16 protein-coding genes are annotated in these 14,307 nt (G+C 56.3%); 2 read left to right on the forward strand and 14 right to left on the reverse strand.

Annotated features, from left to right (window positions below; translation table 11 throughout):
* Positions 1 to 3: 3 nt before the first annotated feature.
* The 11 genes from AABA48_RS09035 to ndk form a co-directional block, all read right to left on the reverse strand.
* On the reverse strand, positions 4 to 408 hold the full coding sequence (locus AABA48_RS09035) for a response regulator (RefSeq protein WP_286350177.1): 405 nt from the start codon (positions 406 to 408) through the stop codon (positions 4 to 6).
* A 76-nt stretch (positions 409 to 484) separates the two neighbouring features.
* The gene (locus AABA48_RS09040; RefSeq protein WP_338270008.1) at positions 485 to 1,672 is read right to left on the reverse strand and encodes a hybrid sensor histidine kinase/response regulator; all 1,188 of its coding nucleotides are present in this window, start codon (positions 1,670 to 1,672) and stop codon (positions 485 to 487) included.
* A gap of 134 nt (positions 1,673 to 1,806) precedes the next feature.
* Complete coding sequence (locus tag AABA48_RS09045; RefSeq protein WP_286350179.1) at positions 1,807 to 2,256, reverse strand: universal stress protein; 450 nt, start codon at positions 2,254 to 2,256, stop codon at positions 1,807 to 1,809.
* Between the two features lie 25 nt (positions 2,257 to 2,281).
* On the reverse strand, positions 2,282 to 2,665 hold the full coding sequence (locus AABA48_RS09050; RefSeq protein WP_286350180.1) for a response regulator: 384 nt from the start codon (positions 2,663 to 2,665) through the stop codon (positions 2,282 to 2,284).
* 63 nt (positions 2,666 to 2,728) lie between these two features.
* Positions 2,729 to 3,466 carry a GAF domain-containing protein gene (locus tag AABA48_RS09055; RefSeq protein WP_286350181.1) on the reverse strand — a complete coding sequence of 246 codons (738 nt, stop codon included), beginning with the start codon at positions 3,464 to 3,466 and terminating at the stop codon, positions 2,729 to 2,731.
* A 58-nt stretch (positions 3,467 to 3,524) separates the two neighbouring features.
* Positions 3,525 to 4,376, reverse strand: a complete 852-nt coding sequence (locus AABA48_RS09060; RefSeq protein WP_286350182.1) for a helix-turn-helix domain-containing protein — start codon at positions 4,374 to 4,376, stop codon at positions 3,525 to 3,527.
* Between the two features lie 9 nt (positions 4,377 to 4,385).
* A complete protein-coding gene (locus tag AABA48_RS09065; RefSeq protein ID WP_286350183.1) occupies positions 4,386 to 5,129 on the reverse strand; it encodes a tetratricopeptide repeat protein in 744 nt (247 codons plus the stop codon).
* Between the two features lie 124 nt (positions 5,130 to 5,253).
* On the reverse strand, positions 5,254 to 6,195 hold the full coding sequence (locus tag AABA48_RS09070; protein WP_286350184.1) for a carbohydrate kinase family protein: 942 nt from the start codon (positions 6,193 to 6,195) through the stop codon (positions 5,254 to 5,256).
* 10 nt (positions 6,196 to 6,205) lie between these two features.
* On the reverse strand, positions 6,206 to 7,066 hold the full coding sequence (gene mtnP / locus AABA48_RS09075; protein WP_286350185.1) for an S-methyl-5'-thioadenosine phosphorylase: 861 nt from the start codon (positions 7,064 to 7,066) through the stop codon (positions 6,206 to 6,208).
* A gap of 1 nt (position 7,067) precedes the next feature.
* Positions 7,068 to 8,150 carry a 23S rRNA (adenine(2503)-C(2))-methyltransferase RlmN gene (gene rlmN / locus AABA48_RS09080; protein WP_286350186.1) on the reverse strand — a complete coding sequence of 361 codons (1,083 nt, stop codon included), beginning with the start codon at positions 8,148 to 8,150 and terminating at the stop codon, positions 7,068 to 7,070.
* 66 nt (positions 8,151 to 8,216) lie between these two features.
* Positions 8,217 to 8,630 carry a nucleoside-diphosphate kinase gene (gene ndk / locus AABA48_RS09085; protein ID WP_010941771.1) on the reverse strand — a complete coding sequence of 138 codons (414 nt, stop codon included), beginning with the start codon at positions 8,628 to 8,630 and terminating at the stop codon, positions 8,217 to 8,219.
* Between the two features lie 107 nt (positions 8,631 to 8,737).
* On the opposite strand from ndk, the gene AABA48_RS09090 reads away from it, so the two are divergent.
* Positions 8,738 to 9,205: a hypothetical protein gene (locus AABA48_RS09090; protein ID WP_286350187.1), complete on the forward strand. Its 468-nt coding sequence runs from the start codon at positions 8,738 to 8,740 to the stop codon at positions 9,203 to 9,205.
* Here the strand turns inward: AABA48_RS09090 and AABA48_RS09095 are convergent.
* A complete protein-coding gene (locus AABA48_RS09095) occupies positions 9,154 to 10,581 on the reverse strand; it encodes an aldehyde dehydrogenase family protein (protein WP_286350188.1) in 1,428 nt (475 codons plus the stop codon). The two genes, AABA48_RS09090 and AABA48_RS09095, sit on opposite strands and share 52 nt — an antisense overlap.
* 139 nt (positions 10,582 to 10,720) lie before the next feature.
* Here AABA48_RS09095 and amrA point away from each other — a divergent pair, with 139 nt between their 5' ends.
* A complete protein-coding gene (gene amrA, locus AABA48_RS09100) occupies positions 10,721 to 11,260 on the forward strand; it encodes an AmmeMemoRadiSam system protein A (protein ID WP_286352525.1) in 540 nt (179 codons plus the stop codon).
* A 127-nt stretch (positions 11,261 to 11,387) separates the two neighbouring features.
* On the opposite strand, the gene AABA48_RS09105 is transcribed toward amrA, so the two are convergent.
* On the reverse strand, positions 11,388 to 12,713 hold the full coding sequence (locus AABA48_RS09105; RefSeq protein ID WP_286350189.1) for a citrate (Si)-synthase: 1,326 nt from the start codon (positions 12,711 to 12,713) through the stop codon (positions 11,388 to 11,390).
* Between the two features lie 373 nt (positions 12,714 to 13,086).
* Positions 13,087 to 14,280, reverse strand: coding sequence for a M24 family metallopeptidase (locus AABA48_RS09110; RefSeq protein ID WP_286350191.1), 1,194 nt, complete (start codon positions 14,278 to 14,280; stop codon positions 13,087 to 13,089).
* Positions 14,281 to 14,307: the final 27 nt, after the last annotated feature.

Below are 14,307 nucleotides of genomic sequence, written 5' to 3' on the forward strand. Positions count from 1 at the left end.
CTTTCAGTTCCCGCTCCGGCCGTGTATTTTCCGGTCCAGCAGTTGTTCTACGATAATCACGATGTCAACCGGATTGGTCGATTTGGACACGTGAACCCGTGCACCCATCTCGGGCTCGTCGTGCTCGTGGGGCGCATCCTTGAACATGGAGGTGAGCAGCACCATGACCGGCTCCTCGTTCCCGGCAAGGCGCCTGATCTCGAGACACGTACTCACCCCTCCCATGGCGGGCATGATGAGGTCGGAGATGACGGCATCGGGCCGATGGGTGATGAATGCCTGAACCCCCTCCGTACCGTTGGAGGCCTGCACGACCCTGAAACCGCTTTCGGTGAATGCATCCGAAAGGACTTTCAGGAAAAAGGCATCGTCATCGATAATAAGGATCGTTCTCCGGCCGGCGTCCATACGCGCTCCGTCGTGCGTTGAGAGTGTGGGCAATCATACAAAATCACCCGCGAAAAGAAAAGGGCAAAGGGCCGGTTCACACACCGGAAAGAGGAAGCCGGATAGCGAAGACAGTGCCGCTCTCATCGCTCTTCTCAACATCGATCCGCCCGTCATAGGTCTTGACGATCCTAAGCACCACAGCAAGGCCGAGACCGCTGCCGCTCGTCTTGGTGGTGAAGAACGGGTCGAATATCTTCGCCACGTGCTCCCGGGGGATACCGGGGCCCGTGTCGGCAATTCTAATGACCATGTTTCGCTCGTCCTGGTCGAGCACCACCGTCAGGGATCCCCCGTCGTTCATCTCGTGGATGGAGTTGAGAAAGAGATTGGTAAAAATCTGCTCGATCTCGGCCGGGTCAGCCTGAAAGGGAGGAGGAATCCGACGGAACTCTTTCACCACCGCGATGCCATGGAGCGATATCTGGGGACGAAACGCCTCGAGGGTCGCCTCGATGACCCGATCGAGCCGGACCTCGCTCAACTGGAAGCGGGGCCGTTTCGAGGCATCCAGAAGCTTGCGCATGATGTCGTCTATCCGGTCGGCTTCCTTGAGAATCTTATCGACATAGTCTACTTTTTCAGGATCATCAAGCGTGCTCTTGAGCAGTTGGGCGAACAGTGAAATGGAGTTGAGGGGGTTGCGGATCTCATGGGCCATGCCCGCGGAAAGATAGCCGAGAGATGCGAGCTTTTCGGACTGCACGATCTCGGCCTGGGCCTGCTGAAGGGCCTCGCTTTTCTGCTGGACGCGGCGCTCGAGCTCCTGGTTCCATGCCTCTATCTCCGCCAGGAGCAGCTCACGCTCCTGGAGAAGCTCCTGGTTTCTGAGCTCGACATCCCTGATCCGGAGTACATTCTCGATCCGCTCGACCAGATTCTGGTTGTTGAACGGCTTGACGATGTAGTCTGAGGCCCCTGCCTTCATCAGCTCTACGGCCAGCTCCTCGTTTCCCTTGCCGGTGAAGATAATCACGTACGTATCGGGGTAACGCTGCCGGATCTGCTTGAGCGCGGTGAGGCCATCCACCATCGGCATCATGTAGTCGAGGAGCACCATCTGCGGTCGGCACTCTTCCAGTACAGCCATGCCGGATGTGGCGTCTGACGCGGTATGGACCGTGTAGCCACGATTCCTGAGAACGATGGAGGTCAGGTCGAGAATGACTCTTTCGTCATCGATAATAAGGATGGTACCCTTAGATTCATTCTTTTCCGTCATCATGGCTGTATGGCGTACTTTCAGGGGTGAGTGGACTGCGGGTCGTGCAGTCATAGCAGCTGACGGACCGGCGGACAAGAAAAAACGAGGGGCAGCGCGGTGGCTGCCCCTGTCTGTTGCCCTGTAAGGGATATGTCTCAGACTTCGGGCGGGCGCACGGTCATGACCGGGCACTTGGCATTGCGAACAACGCGTTCTGCCGTGCTGCCGAACAGGAAGTGGTCGATCCCCTTGCGGCCGTGGGTCCCCATGACAATCAGCGAGGCATCCTCCTCTGCCGCCTTCTTCAGAACCTCGTCGTAGGGAATCCCCGAGACGATGCAGCTTGTGTAATTCTCATGGTCCTTGATTTTTGTCCGGCAGAATTTGTCCATCATCTTTTCGGCGGCCGCCACGATTTCTTCTTCCAGCTTCTCGAAGGAAACGTGGGGGACATAGAACCCCCGCAGATCAACCGGCTCATTGATCACATGGATGACCACAAGCCTGGCATTGAACTGCTTGGCAAGCGTAAGGGCATAGTCAAAGGCATACTCCGAGTTCTCGGAAAAATCAGTCGGAAATACAATGGTGCTGAACGGCTTCATCTCATCCCCCTTGACGTTGAAGAGTTTAATGACAGCTTTCCTTGAAGATCTTCGTCAGGATCGACTTGAGTTCGTCAAGTTTTACCGGCTTGTTGATGTATTCGAAGGCCCCCAGATTCATGGCTTCGATGTAGGACTCAACCCCCCCGTAGGCGGTAATCATGATTACATTGCTACGGGGGAAGCTCTTGTTGAGCTCCCTCAGGAACGTGATGCCGTTCATTTCCGGCATATTGATGTCGGTAACGATGACGTTGACTTCCCGCTGGTGAAGATAATTGAGCGCTTCAAACCCGTTGGAAACGCTCGCGACCTCGAATCCCTCCCGCTCCAGGAGCTTGGTCAGACCGATCCGCGCATTCTCCTCATCATCAACCACCAGAATTTTCTTTTTTACCTGCTGAGCCAAAGAAGTGAACTCCCCGGAATATGTGCATATCTCTGATTGAGTCTAGCATGGAGCCCCCTGCTGTCAAGCAGATGCCTCAGCGGCCTTGCGGGACGAAGCTACCTGCTGCCGCAGTTTTATGGCGGTAAGAATGAGGTTGGCGATGATCGAGACGAAATAGATCTCATCCTCATGGAATGACCGGATAGACGTGGTATTGAGGTTGATGACGCCGTAAACCTCCTTCTTGTCACCAATGGGAAAGGAGAGCATGGAGTTGTACTTTTCCTCCTGGAGCTCGGGGAAATAACGATAGCGGGGATCCTGGGAGGCACGGCTCAGGGAGATGAACTGGCCATCGCGGGCAACGGAGCCCGTTATCCCATCCCCGATTTTGATCCTGATCTTGCCGATGAAGGCAGGGTCAAAGCCATGGGTTGCTGCGAGAACGACTTCGTCACCCTCGCGCAGGTAGATATTGCAGACACTCACCTTGAGCTGCGTCGCCACCTTGGCGGTCACATGCTGAAGCACCTGGGGAAGATCAAAGTCGGAAGAGACAAGCATGCTGATCTCTTCCAGCGAAATAATCTCGAGGTGCTCCCGGTTGGCCCGCTGCATGGTAAGGACCATCTTTCCCCGCTCACTTTCCAGCAGGGGGCTGAAGCCGCCCTTCTGGAAAAAGGGGTTCACGGTCTTAACCTTTTCGGTCATGGTGCGGAAGTCGGAGAAGCCGCACGAGCAGGTCAGCTTGACGCGGTACTGATCGATCCGCTCGCCCTTCATCACTCTCCCGCACTTTCGACAACGCGACAGATGCATGATTCACTCCTTGCGTGAGTATGAGTATACCATCGGTCACCGCTGTTGCGGTGAACTCCTAATCGCCCGCGCCATCAGCCGACAGAACCAGGTGGGCCGGCTTCCCCTCTTCACCGAGCACGCCAAGGGGTTTTCCGTTGAACTCTCCCTCGACCCCACCGGCATTGCCGATATCCAGTGCAAACACGCGTTCGCCCTTCCACTCGATGAGGTCGCCTGCCTTGAGGTCATACTGCTGGGATACCGACTCGTCGATAGTTATATTAAGCCACGAGTCTTTGTTGATTTTGAGCTTGAGAATGACCCCGCGCGCAGGAGATGAAGCAGCATTTCCCTCGGCAGTTTGCTGCTCGGCTACGGTGTCGTCGGCCAGTGCCGGGGGTGATGTTTCCGGCTGTCGTGCCGTGGATAGCTGGTGCTGCGGTGCCGGCGTGACCGGTTGCCTCGCCTCCGGAGTTGCTGCTGCTGGCTGGCCGGTCTCGATCGGACGGCTGGGTTCCTCATCCTGCAGCCTCAGCATGAGCGCCAGGGCTACCACCAGCAGAAGCAGCATCAACGGCAGCGACCAGCGGTTACGTGGCGAAACCGAGTCTGCCGCCTTCCCTCGAGTCGCGGGCATGGCATCTTCGACCGGAGAACGTCCGCCATCATCGCCAACTGCGTCGTAACGACGGAGCAACTCATCGGCTGAAAGGCCCAGAAACCCGGCATACGCCCGGATGAATCCGCGCGCATAGGCGAGATTGGGGAGCTTGTCGAACTCGTCGGATTCAAGAGCGACCAGATAGTTTTTCCCTAAACGGGTAACACGGGCCGCCTCGTCAAGGGACAGACCTCTGGCCTCCCGCGCTTCCCTGAGCAGGGTTCCGACCGAGGCGTCCCCTCTTCCGGCATGTACGGCGTCAGCCACTGAAGCCCCTCATTTCAACGAGTCCAGGTATTCGCGCGAGAGCCGCCCTTTTTCGGAATCGGGGGCAATACGGATCGCCTCGCGAAAAGCATCAGCCGCGGCCACGTAATCCTTCTGCTTCACATGGGCCAACGCCAGATAGTAATGGGCATTCTGATAATTCTTATTGATTTCGATGGCCTTCCTGTATTCCTGAATGGCCATTTCGACCCTGTCCATGGCGAAGTAAACCCGGCCAATGGCAACACGGGCGATTATATTGCGGGGATTGTGAGAGACGGATGCGCGGAGCGTTTCGAGGGACTGGGGCAAGTCTCCCTTGCCCAGGTACGCAAGACCGAGATTGATGCGAGCATCTTCCTGATTGAGAAAAAGAATATCCGCCATCACCAGCTTGAACTGCGAGATGGCGTCATCCCAGCGCTGCATTTCCAGGTAGTTCACCCCGAGGTTGTTCCTGGCATCGGAATAGTCGGGCTTGAGGGAAATGGCCTTTCTGAATTTCAACTCCGCCAGATCAAAGCGCTTCTTGTAAAAATAGGCAAGCCCGAGGCTGTTGAGGAGAATGGGATCATCCGGCGTGATTTTCTCTGCTTCGATGAATTCAATAAGGGCGCGGGTCGTATCGTTTTCGCCCAGGTGGGACAGCCCCATCTGATAGTGATAGGAAGCCTGGTTGCGCGAGGCGTCATTCGCGGCGCAAGCGGCCACGAGGAAGCAGAGAACCATGGGAAGTATGCGCGTGAATCTCACTGGCAACCTCGAAACCGTCGGAGAGTATCCAAACGGGGCCGGCGTATCGCCCAAAGGCGCTCCACACGGCCCCGCACACTCAGAACCGTACCAGATTCGGCGGTTATTGTCAACGCAGGCGCCGTCAGGCAGGAGCCAGAGCTCCCCCGCGCCCATCGGCGATTCCCTCGAAATGGGTAAGCGATTTGAAACTCCGATACCGCTCCTCGATTTCGCGGTAGCCAAGACGCTTCAGACGGTTCAGGCTGAAATCCTCCACATTGAAGGATGCCATGACGCTTCCGAAGATGATGGCCTGGCGAAGTCCCGCCTCGGAAATATCTCCGGTATTGGCCAGGTACCCCATAAAGCCGCCCGCAAAGGTGTCTCCGGCGCCCGTGGGGTCAAACACCTCTTCCAGGGGGTATGCGGGCGCGGCAAAGACCGAGCTATCGCTGAACATGAGGACGCCATATTCTCCGCGCTTGATGATCAGCGTCTTTACCCCCATGTCGAGGATCTGGCGCGCTGCCTTGACGAGATTCGCCTGTCCCGTCAGTTGACGGGCTTCCCCCTCGTTGATGATGAAAATATCAACCTTCGCAACGACGCGGCGGAGCGCCTCGGGCTTGGAGGATATCCAGAAATTCATCGTGTCGCACGCCACGACGCGGGGACGTTCCACCTGGTTGAGCACCTCCATCTGCAGTTCGGGATCGATGTTGGCGAGGAACAGGTACTCGGCATCACGGTATGCATCGGGAATGCAGGGCCTGAAGCTCTCAAAGACGTTCAGATGTGTCTCCAGGGTCTGCGCTTCATTCAGATCGTAGCCGTACTTCCCCTTCCAGTGGAAGGTCTTTCCCTGTTCGCGGGAAAGCCCGCGAAGGTCCACGTTTCGCGACTGGAGAAACGCCACATGCTCTTCCGGGAAATCCTCTCCCACTACCGCCACCAGGCTGACATCGGTGAAAAAGCTGGCCGAAGTCGAAAAATAGGTGGCTGAGCCGCCCAAGACATGCTCTCCCTTGCCGAAGGGGGTTTCAATCGAATCGAAGGCAACCGAACCCACAACGAGAATACCCATGTATCCCTCCTTAGACGTACGAGCCGATGATGAGATCGAGCCGCTCCCTCGTCTCGGCAGGAATCGCGGCCTTGTCGGTAATAATGGCGTACCGGAGCGCCGACGCACAGGGGCAATTCCGCTCCCGGCCAATCCGTCGAACCGCATTGCGAATGATCGACTTGGCCATGGCCACATTCTGCTTGATGATGGCAATAATGGCGTCCACGGATACGTCATCATGGGACTCGTGCCAGCAGTCGTAATCGGTGGCCAGGGCGATGACGCCGTAGCAGATCTCCGCCTCACGGGCAAGCTTTGCTTCGGGGATGTTGGTCATGCCGATGACCGATACACCGAAAGAGCGGTAGAGGTTTGACTCCGCCCGGGTGGAAAAGGCCGGCCCTTCCATGCAGATATAGGTCCCCCCCCGGTGGACCGTTGCCCCCGCCTCCTGCGCCGCCGCATAGAGATCGGCGGAAAGGTCGGCGCAGACCGGATCGGCAAATTGAATGTGCGCGACCACCCCATTGCCGAAGAACGTATTTGCCCTGATGGCATTGGTCCGGTCGATGAACTGGTCCGGGATCACAATATGCCCCGGCACGATCTCCTCCCGCATGCTGCCCACGGCGGAAACGGAAATGATTCGGGTAACGCCGAGCTTCTTCATACCGTAGATGTTTGCCCGATAGTTGACCTCAGTCGGCAGGAGCCGATGACCCCGGCCGTGGCGCGGAAGGAACACCATGCGCACCCCATCCAGCACGCCGGTCACAAACTCATCCGAAGGTGCGCCGAAGGGGGTTTCAACAACCATGCTCCGAACGTCCTGAAGCCCTTCCATCTCGTAGAGCCCGCTCCCGCCGATAACGCCGATTACCTGTTCCATGTCATGTCACCTCGTTAGTGGAGTCTGAAACCTCTATCTGCTTTCCCGCGCCGGACAGCTTCAAGGCGTCCAGCTTACCCTTGAGCTGACCGCAGGCGGCCGAAATGTCGGCACCACGGCTGGAGCGCGTTATGACCGTGAAATGCTTGTCCAGCAGATATTTGTGAAAATGGTCGATCACATCCTGGCTGGGGCTTCGGAAGGAGCACCCCTCATGTTCATTAAAGGGGATCAGATTGATTTTAGAGGGTATGTCGCTCAACAGCCTGACCAGCCGCTTGGCATCATCGAGGGTATCGTTCACCCCGCCGAGCAGCACGTATTCAATCGTTATCTTCCGACGGCCCGGCAGCGGGAACCGGCGGCAGGCATCAAGGAGCACGGCAAGGGGATATTTCCGGTTGATCGGCATGATCCGGTCGCGCAACTCGTCCGTGGTGGCATTGAGCGAAACCGCAAGATTCACCGTTACCGATTGGCCGAGTCGCTCCATTTCCGGTACCAAGCCGGCGGTCGAAACGGTTATGCGACGCGTCGAGAACTGAAGTCCGTCATCGTGCAGCATGATCTGCAGTGCCCTGATCACATTGTCGAGATTGGCGAGGGGTTCTCCCATGCCCATGAAGACGATGTTGCGCACGGGGACATCCTCCTGAACCGCACAGACCTGATTTACGATCTCGGCGGTGGTCAGGTTGCGCGTCAGCCGGAACGTTCCCGTGAGACAGAACTCACAGGCCATGGCACACCCCACTTGGCTCGAAATACAGAGGGTGTTTCTGTCTTCTTCCGGGATAAGCACCGACTCCACTGAGCATCCATCATCGAGACGGAAGAGGTATTTTCGCGTTCCATCCCGGGAAATCTCCAGGGCCTCGGGGGAAAGCGTGCTGATGCGCGCCGTCTCCTCGAGGTCCCGACGCAGCTCCTTCGCCAGATCAGTCATCTCGGCAAAGGAGGTGGCACCCCGTTGATACAGCCACTTGAATATCTGGCGGGCCCGGTAACGCTCCTTCCCTTTTCCCAGGAGGAAACGTTCCAGCTCGTCAATGCTCAGCCCCTTAATGTCAATCATTGTATCCATGGTAGCGTACTATAAAAAAAAGCCCTTCGCGAGAGAAGGGCTTTGCTGACACACGCGAATTCAGCTTCAGAGCAGCTCGAGCTGGCTGAAGAAATACGGAATCTCGTAAGCAGCCGATTCGGGGGAGTCGGAGCCATGCACGGAATTTTCCTCGATGCTCAGGCCGAAATCCTTGCGGATGGTTCCTGCTTCGGCGTTGGCCGGATTTGTTGCTCCCATCACTTCGCGCCAGGTATTGATGGCGTTTTCACGCTCAAGAACCATAACCACCACCGGGCTGCGCGACATGAAGGAACAAAGGTCATTGAAGAAAGGCCGCTCCTTGTGCACGTAGTAAAATCCTTCGGCCTCGCACTTGGAAAGCAGGATCTTCTTCATGCCCACAATTCGGAAGCCGGCCGTTTCTACTTTTTCAAGTATCTTTCCGATGATGTTACGCTCCACCGCATCAGGCTTGATAATCGCAAATGTTCTCTCCATCTCTACCTCCAGTTACGCTTGTAAATAAAAAGACCGTATCGTTTACCATGTACGGACTTTGAAGTCAATCTCTTTGTCAGACAAAAAAAGACCCATGGACAGTGCCCATGGGTCTTTTTCGAGAGAAAAAAGTAACTAATTACTTCTTCTCAGCCGGAGCAGCTTGGTCGGCCGGAGCCGGAGCTTGGGCCGAAGTCATCGGAGCTTGGGCCGGGGCCGGAGCCGGAGCAGCCTGCTCGGCCGGAGCCGGAGCCGGAGCTTCTTCTTTCTTCTTGCAGCCAGCAGCAAAAGCCACGGCCATAGCAAGGCACAGTGTCAGAGAAAGCAGCTTTTTCATTGACGTTTTCACCTCTTTTCCTTTGAAGTTGCCATTCTCGCGCGAGGCGCATGGTTTCTTAACACAACGGATGAGGAATATACTCGCTTTAGAGATAAAGTCAAGATTTTTTTATACAGTATACGATTTTATTTTTTCACGAATTCAATACGTTAGCGAAACAAAACTTAAATTTATTCTTATTTTTCATAGATTCAAGCACACAAATTTTATGTTCGTCATCTCTTCCATGGCATAGCGGATACCTTCCCGCCCAAGACCACTCTGCTTGTTACCGCCATAGGGCATATGATCGACCCTGAACGTCGGAATATCGTTAATGATTACCCCTCCTACATCGAGTCGGCGAATGGCCTTGAACGCCTTATTGATGTCGCTTGTGTAAACCCCGGCCTGAAGACCATAGATTGAGTCATCAGCCATATCGAGGGCCTGATCGAAGGTCTCATAGGGAACGACGGAAACAATCGGCGCAAACACCTCGGAGCAGACCACCTTCATGTCGGGAGTTACGCCGCTCAGAATTGCCGGAGTGAGACAGTTGCCGACAACCGTACCCCCGGTTTCAAGTCTCGCCCCCAGAGACGTGGCTTCCCCAAGCCACTCGACGGCGCGCTGCAACTCTTCGCGGGAAATCATCGGGCCGATGTCGCAGTCACGATCCATAGGATCACCGACCTTGAGCTTTTGGGTCGCGGCCACAAACTTGTCGACAAATTCGCGATAACGCCGCTGGTGTACAAAAATTCGCTGAACAGAGATACAAACCTGCCCCGAGTTGGCGAAACTGCCCACTACACAGCGGGCGACCGCCGCATCCACATCGCCATCATCTTCAATGATGGTTGGCGAATTGGACCCAAGCTCCAGCGTAATTCTCTTGAGTCCGCTCCGCTCCTTGATTTGAACGCCAACAGGCGGGCTTCCGGTGAATGTCACCATTGCCAGGCGATCATCCTCTACCAAGCGGTTACCGACAGTCCGACCGCTCCCGATAACCAGATTGAGCGCGCCGGCTGGGAGCCCCGCCTCCGCCATAAGCTCCGCAAGCTTAATGGACGAGAGGGGAGTCTTCGTGGCTGGCTTCAGCACTATCGCATTACCGGCAGCTATGGCGGGTGCCACCTTGTGCGCTACCAGGTTGAGAGGAAAATTGAAAGGTGCTATGGCACCAATTACGCCGATCGGGGTTCGGAGGTAGAAACCGAAGCGCCCCGCCGACACAGGCGACGCGTCCATGGGTACGAGTTCGCCGTGGGCATTACGGGCCTCCAGCGAGGCGAAACGGAAGGTCTCTGCGCTTCTATCCGCTTCGGCAAGGGCGAATTTCCACGACTTGCCCGCTTCGCGGGCAATTATTTCGGCGATCTCCTCCCGGTCTCGTTTGATAAGCTCCGAGGTACGCTCAAGTATGTCGGAACGTCGATACGCCGGGAGAGCGGCCATTTCGGCAAAGCCCGCCTGTGCTGCACGTATGGCGTGGTCCACATCCTCGTTCGTTGCCTCGGGCACAATCCCTATGACCGAATCGTCGTAGGGGTTTACTACCTCGATACCCGGTCGGTCGTCCCCTGTCCACTCACCACCAACAAGAACCTTATAGCGCTTTGCCATGGATACTCCCTCTCTAGCACGCAAATGCTCTTTTTCCTGAAGGACGTTCATAGTATAGTTCACAAGATGTCACAGTATGAGCAGGTTAGATCGCAGCCGTACCGCCGCCATTAACCCGATGCTCCAACAGAGGAAAGACATGCCGAGACTAACCGACGACGACAAGAAGCTCTTACTTACGTTAGCCAGGGAATCCATCGTTACCTATGTCAGGGAGGGCATTACCCCAACCACGGAACTCTCCGTACCGAGCCTGTGCGAACACTATGGTTGTTTTGTTTGCATCAAAAAAGACGGGGAATTGCGCGGCTGCATCGGCAATTTCACCTCCAGCCAACCACTGTACCAACTGGTCAGGGAAATGGCAGTGTCCGCCGCAACCCGTGATCCGCGCTTTTATCCGATGACCAGCAAAGACATCGCAAATTTTTCCCTGGAAATTTCCGTTTTGAGCCCCTTGGAAAAAATAACCTCACCCGACCAGATTATAGTGGGTACCCACGGCATCTACATTGAGAAAAATTTCTGTCGGGGGGTGCTCCTGCCCCAGGTCGCCACGGAATACGGCTGGGACCGCGATACTTTCCTTATGCAAACGTGTGTGAAGGCCGGTCTCAAGCCTGACGATTGGCGGGATGGGGCTGACATTTACATTTTCAGCGCAGAGGTGTTCAGCTGACATCGACAGCCGAGCCACCTGAAGCGGGAACGCATAGACAAAATGGGGAGACGCGATCACATCTCCCCATTTTCTATTTACTTGCAGCAGAGGTGCCGGAGGATGATGTCCCCCGGCACGTGTACGACTAGAACTTGCGGCCGCCTTCTTCAGCCCACTTCTCAAGCATCGGAGTGGTGACGGACTTGGGACGCTCGATGGCGTAACCGAGGCCACGGTCCCAGGTGATGTTCGCCATACAACCAAGCGCACGGCCCACACCGAAGAGGACGGTGTAGAAGTCCCACTCGCGGAGGCCATAGTACCACTGGATGACGCCGGACTGGGCATCGACGTTCGGCCAGGGGTTCTTGGCTTTGCCGTGCTCCATGAGCACGCCAGGAGCGGTTTCAAAGATCATGGCAACCAGTTTGAACAACGGATCGTCCTTGAGCCCCGGGGTCTTGAGGCAGAACTCGCGCTGTGAGGTATACCGGGGGTCGGTTTTGCGGAGAACGGCGTGGCCGTATCCCGGAACAACCTGACCGGCGTTGAGGGTATCCCACAGGGCCTTGGTGACCAGCTCCTTGGTGGGCTCCACGTCCTTGCAGTACTTCTCCTGGAACTTGATGGTCCAGTCGAGAACTTCCTGGTTGGCAAGGCCGTGCAGCGGACCGGCGAGGCCGTTCAGGCCGGCGGAGTAGGCATAGTAGGGGTCGGACAGGGCCGAGTGCACCAGGTGAGTGGTGTGGGCCGACACGTTGCCGGACTCATGGTCGGAGTGAAGGATGAAGTACATCCGGGCAACATCCTCGTACTCCTTGCACTGACCGATCATACGGGCGAAGTTGGCGCCGCAGTCTGCACTCGGATCGATGGGAAGCTGCTTGTCGCCTTTGTACTTGAGGTTGTAGATGAATGCGGCGATGACGGGGATACGGGCTACAAGATCATAGGCATCTTCGTAGACGTATTCCCAGGCGGTCATCTTGTTGAATTTGCCAGAATTGTAGAACCCGCAGAACTTGGAGTCCTTCTGGAGGGCAAGGATACCGACGGAGAGCATGACCATGGGGTGGCTGTCCCTCGGCAGGGCGCGGATGGCGTCGAACACGTACTGGGGAACTTCCTGGCGGACTTTCCACTCGGCAACCACTTCGTCAACCTGGGCCTGGGTCGGGACTTCGCCGGTCAGGAGGAAGTACCAGAAGGATTCAACGGTCGGATAGTCTGAACCGGGAGCCTTGGGGAGTGCCTCAAAGGTCTCGGGAATGGTCTTGCCGCGGAACCGGATTCCTTCCTGCGGGTCGAGATAGGAGATGTCGGTTACCAGGCAGCGGATGTCACGGGCACCGCCGATGCATTGATCAATGGTCACCTGGTCGATAATGACCTTGCCGAACTCCTTTACGAGCCGGGTGGTGCGGGGACGGTGCTCCTCAATTTTTTGCTTTAGGGTTTCCTTGAGTGCCATGTTACGTGCTCTCCTTTCAAGTTGTGATGTTTTAATAAACAAAAACAAACTATCAACCTCGCCTGCCTTCTCCCCCCTCCTTTCCACTGGTGGTGTCACGGTACTGGAAATTTCAGTCGGTTATACTTCCGACAGCACTAAATACGGCATTGAAATTGAAGTGCCGATTATTGCGAAAACGACGGAAATCTCTTTTTAGTATACTGTATACAATTTTACTGTAAAGCCTTATACCATTCAATCTGATTAAACTCAACAAAATTTTACATGAAAACGGGCAACAAGGGGCGCGGCGGCCGGCGCTAATCCGGAGGTGTGGGGCGGGACGTTTCATCTCGGTCAAGGTGACGTCCCGCCGGAGGGGTGAGGACTACTAGAGAATGACCAGTTCCTGGTCCGAGAATGTCAGCTGCTTGAGCCCTTCATGGTTTGAGATGTAAAAAGTATTTTCGATGCCGATGGCTCCTTCGCCCGGGAAGACGACCTTCGGCTCGAAAGCGAAAACCATGCCCGGCTCAAGGACCATCTCGGAGAAGCCGCGCGCAATGAAAGGATATTCGTCGATCTCGATGCCGATGCCGTGACCGATAAAAGAAACCTGGGCGCCGCGGGCGCCCATGAAGCTATCGGCATACCCCAGCTCCTCGGCCAGGGCGCGGCAGCCCTCATAGACATCGCCCCACGGCGTGCCGGGGAGAGCCAGCGCGGTCATCCGCTCCTGAACCTTGATCATATCGTCGTAGGCATGACGCAACCGGTCGGAAATTCCCCCGATGGCCAAGACGCGCGTCTGGTCCACCAGGTAGCCGTCAACGCAACCGGCGAAATCGACGATGATCGGCTCATTGCGTTCGATCCGCTTGAGCCCGGCCCCCTGACCGAACGAGGGGTTGAGACCAAGTCCTCCAAGGGGGGTATCCACATAGGCAGGGACCGCAGTGTCGGTCCCCGAGAAAATATGGGCGTAAAACAGCTCGGAGTTGAAGGAGCGCATCCGGACGAGCCCCTGGTGACCTTCCTTCCGGGCAGTGAACTCCAGTTCCGCCGCAAGCTCCAGATCGGTCATTCCCTCGCGGATGACCTCCATGGCGCGACGATGGACCTTGTCGACCTGGACTGCGGCATCCTGGAGGAGATGGATCTCGTACTTGCTCTTGATCATCCTGACCCGCCGGATGAGAGGCGTTGCATCGCTGAAGTCGGCGTTGGGAAATACGGCCCGGTAGCGCTCGAAGAAGGCTACCGGCACGACATCGAGCTCCATGCCGATCCGGGCGGGCAGAGAATGACCATGGTCTGCCAGGATACCGGGGATGTTCTTCATGGAGGAAAACGGGACGACCAACTTGAGCCCCGACTCCATGCGCGCCCGGGAATGCTCTTTGCGGACCATGTAGATGGGGTCGCCCTCAAGGGGCACATAGAGGCTGCCGCTCTGGATGGTGCCGGTGAAATAGAAGAGATCGGCATTCTGAATGACGATGACCGCATCGAGCCCTGCCTCGGCCATGTATCCCTGGAGACGGGAGATGCGAAAGTCCAGTTCTTCCCTCGGTGTGATGCGCATAAAAACCTCGCTTATGTGCGTTTCCTT

The organism is Geobacter sp. 60473, from assembly GCF_036323535.1.
In the GTDB taxonomy this organism is placed as follows: domain Bacteria; phylum Desulfobacterota; class Desulfuromonadia; order Geobacterales; family Geobacteraceae; genus Geobacter; species Geobacter sulfurreducens.

Bases quoted from the DNA above. Each gene is read 5' to 3' on its own strand.
- AABA48_RS09055 (WP_286350181.1), bottom strand. From the start codon at position 3,466: ATGCATCTGTCGCGTTGTCGAAAGTGCGGGAGAGTGATGAAGGGCGAG.
- amrA (WP_286352525.1), top strand. From the start codon at position 10,721: ATGCCGAGACTAACCGACGACGACAAGAAGCTCTTACTTACGTTAGCC.
- rlmN (WP_286350186.1), bottom strand. From the start codon at position 8,150: ATGGATACAATGATTGACATTAAGGGGCTGAGCATTGACGAGCTGGAA.
- mtnP (WP_286350185.1), bottom strand. From the start codon at position 7,066: ATGGAACAGGTAATCGGCGTTATCGGCGGGAGCGGGCTCTACGAGATG.
- AABA48_RS09105 (WP_286350189.1), bottom strand. From the start codon at position 12,713: ATGGCACTCAAGGAAACCCTAAAGCAAAAAATTGAGGAGCACCGTCCC.
- AABA48_RS09110 (WP_286350191.1), bottom strand. From the start codon at position 14,280: ATGCGCATCACACCGAGGGAAGAACTGGACTTTCGCATCTCCCGTCTC.
- ndk (WP_010941771.1), bottom strand. From the start codon at position 8,630: ATGGAGAGAACATTTGCGATTATCAAGCCTGATGCGGTGGAGCGTAAC.
- AABA48_RS09095 (WP_286350188.1), bottom strand. From the start codon at position 10,581: ATGGCAAAGCGCTATAAGGTTCTTGTTGGTGGTGAGTGGACAGGGGAC.
- AABA48_RS09045 (WP_286350179.1), bottom strand. From the start codon at position 2,256: ATGAAGCCGTTCAGCACCATTGTATTTCCGACTGATTTTTCCGAGAAC.
- AABA48_RS09040 (WP_338270008.1), bottom strand. From the start codon at position 1,672: ATGATGACGGAAAAGAATGAATCTAAGGGTACCATCCTTATTATCGAT.
- AABA48_RS09035 (WP_286350177.1), bottom strand. From the start codon at position 408: ATGGACGCCGGCCGGAGAACGATCCTTATTATCGATGACGATGCCTTT.
- AABA48_RS09070 (WP_286350184.1), bottom strand. From the start codon at position 6,195: ATGGGTATTCTCGTTGTGGGTTCGGTTGCCTTCGATTCGATTGAAACC.
- AABA48_RS09090 (WP_286350187.1), top strand. From the start codon at position 8,738: ATGGGTCTTTTTCGAGAGAAAAAAGTAACTAATTACTTCTTCTCAGCC.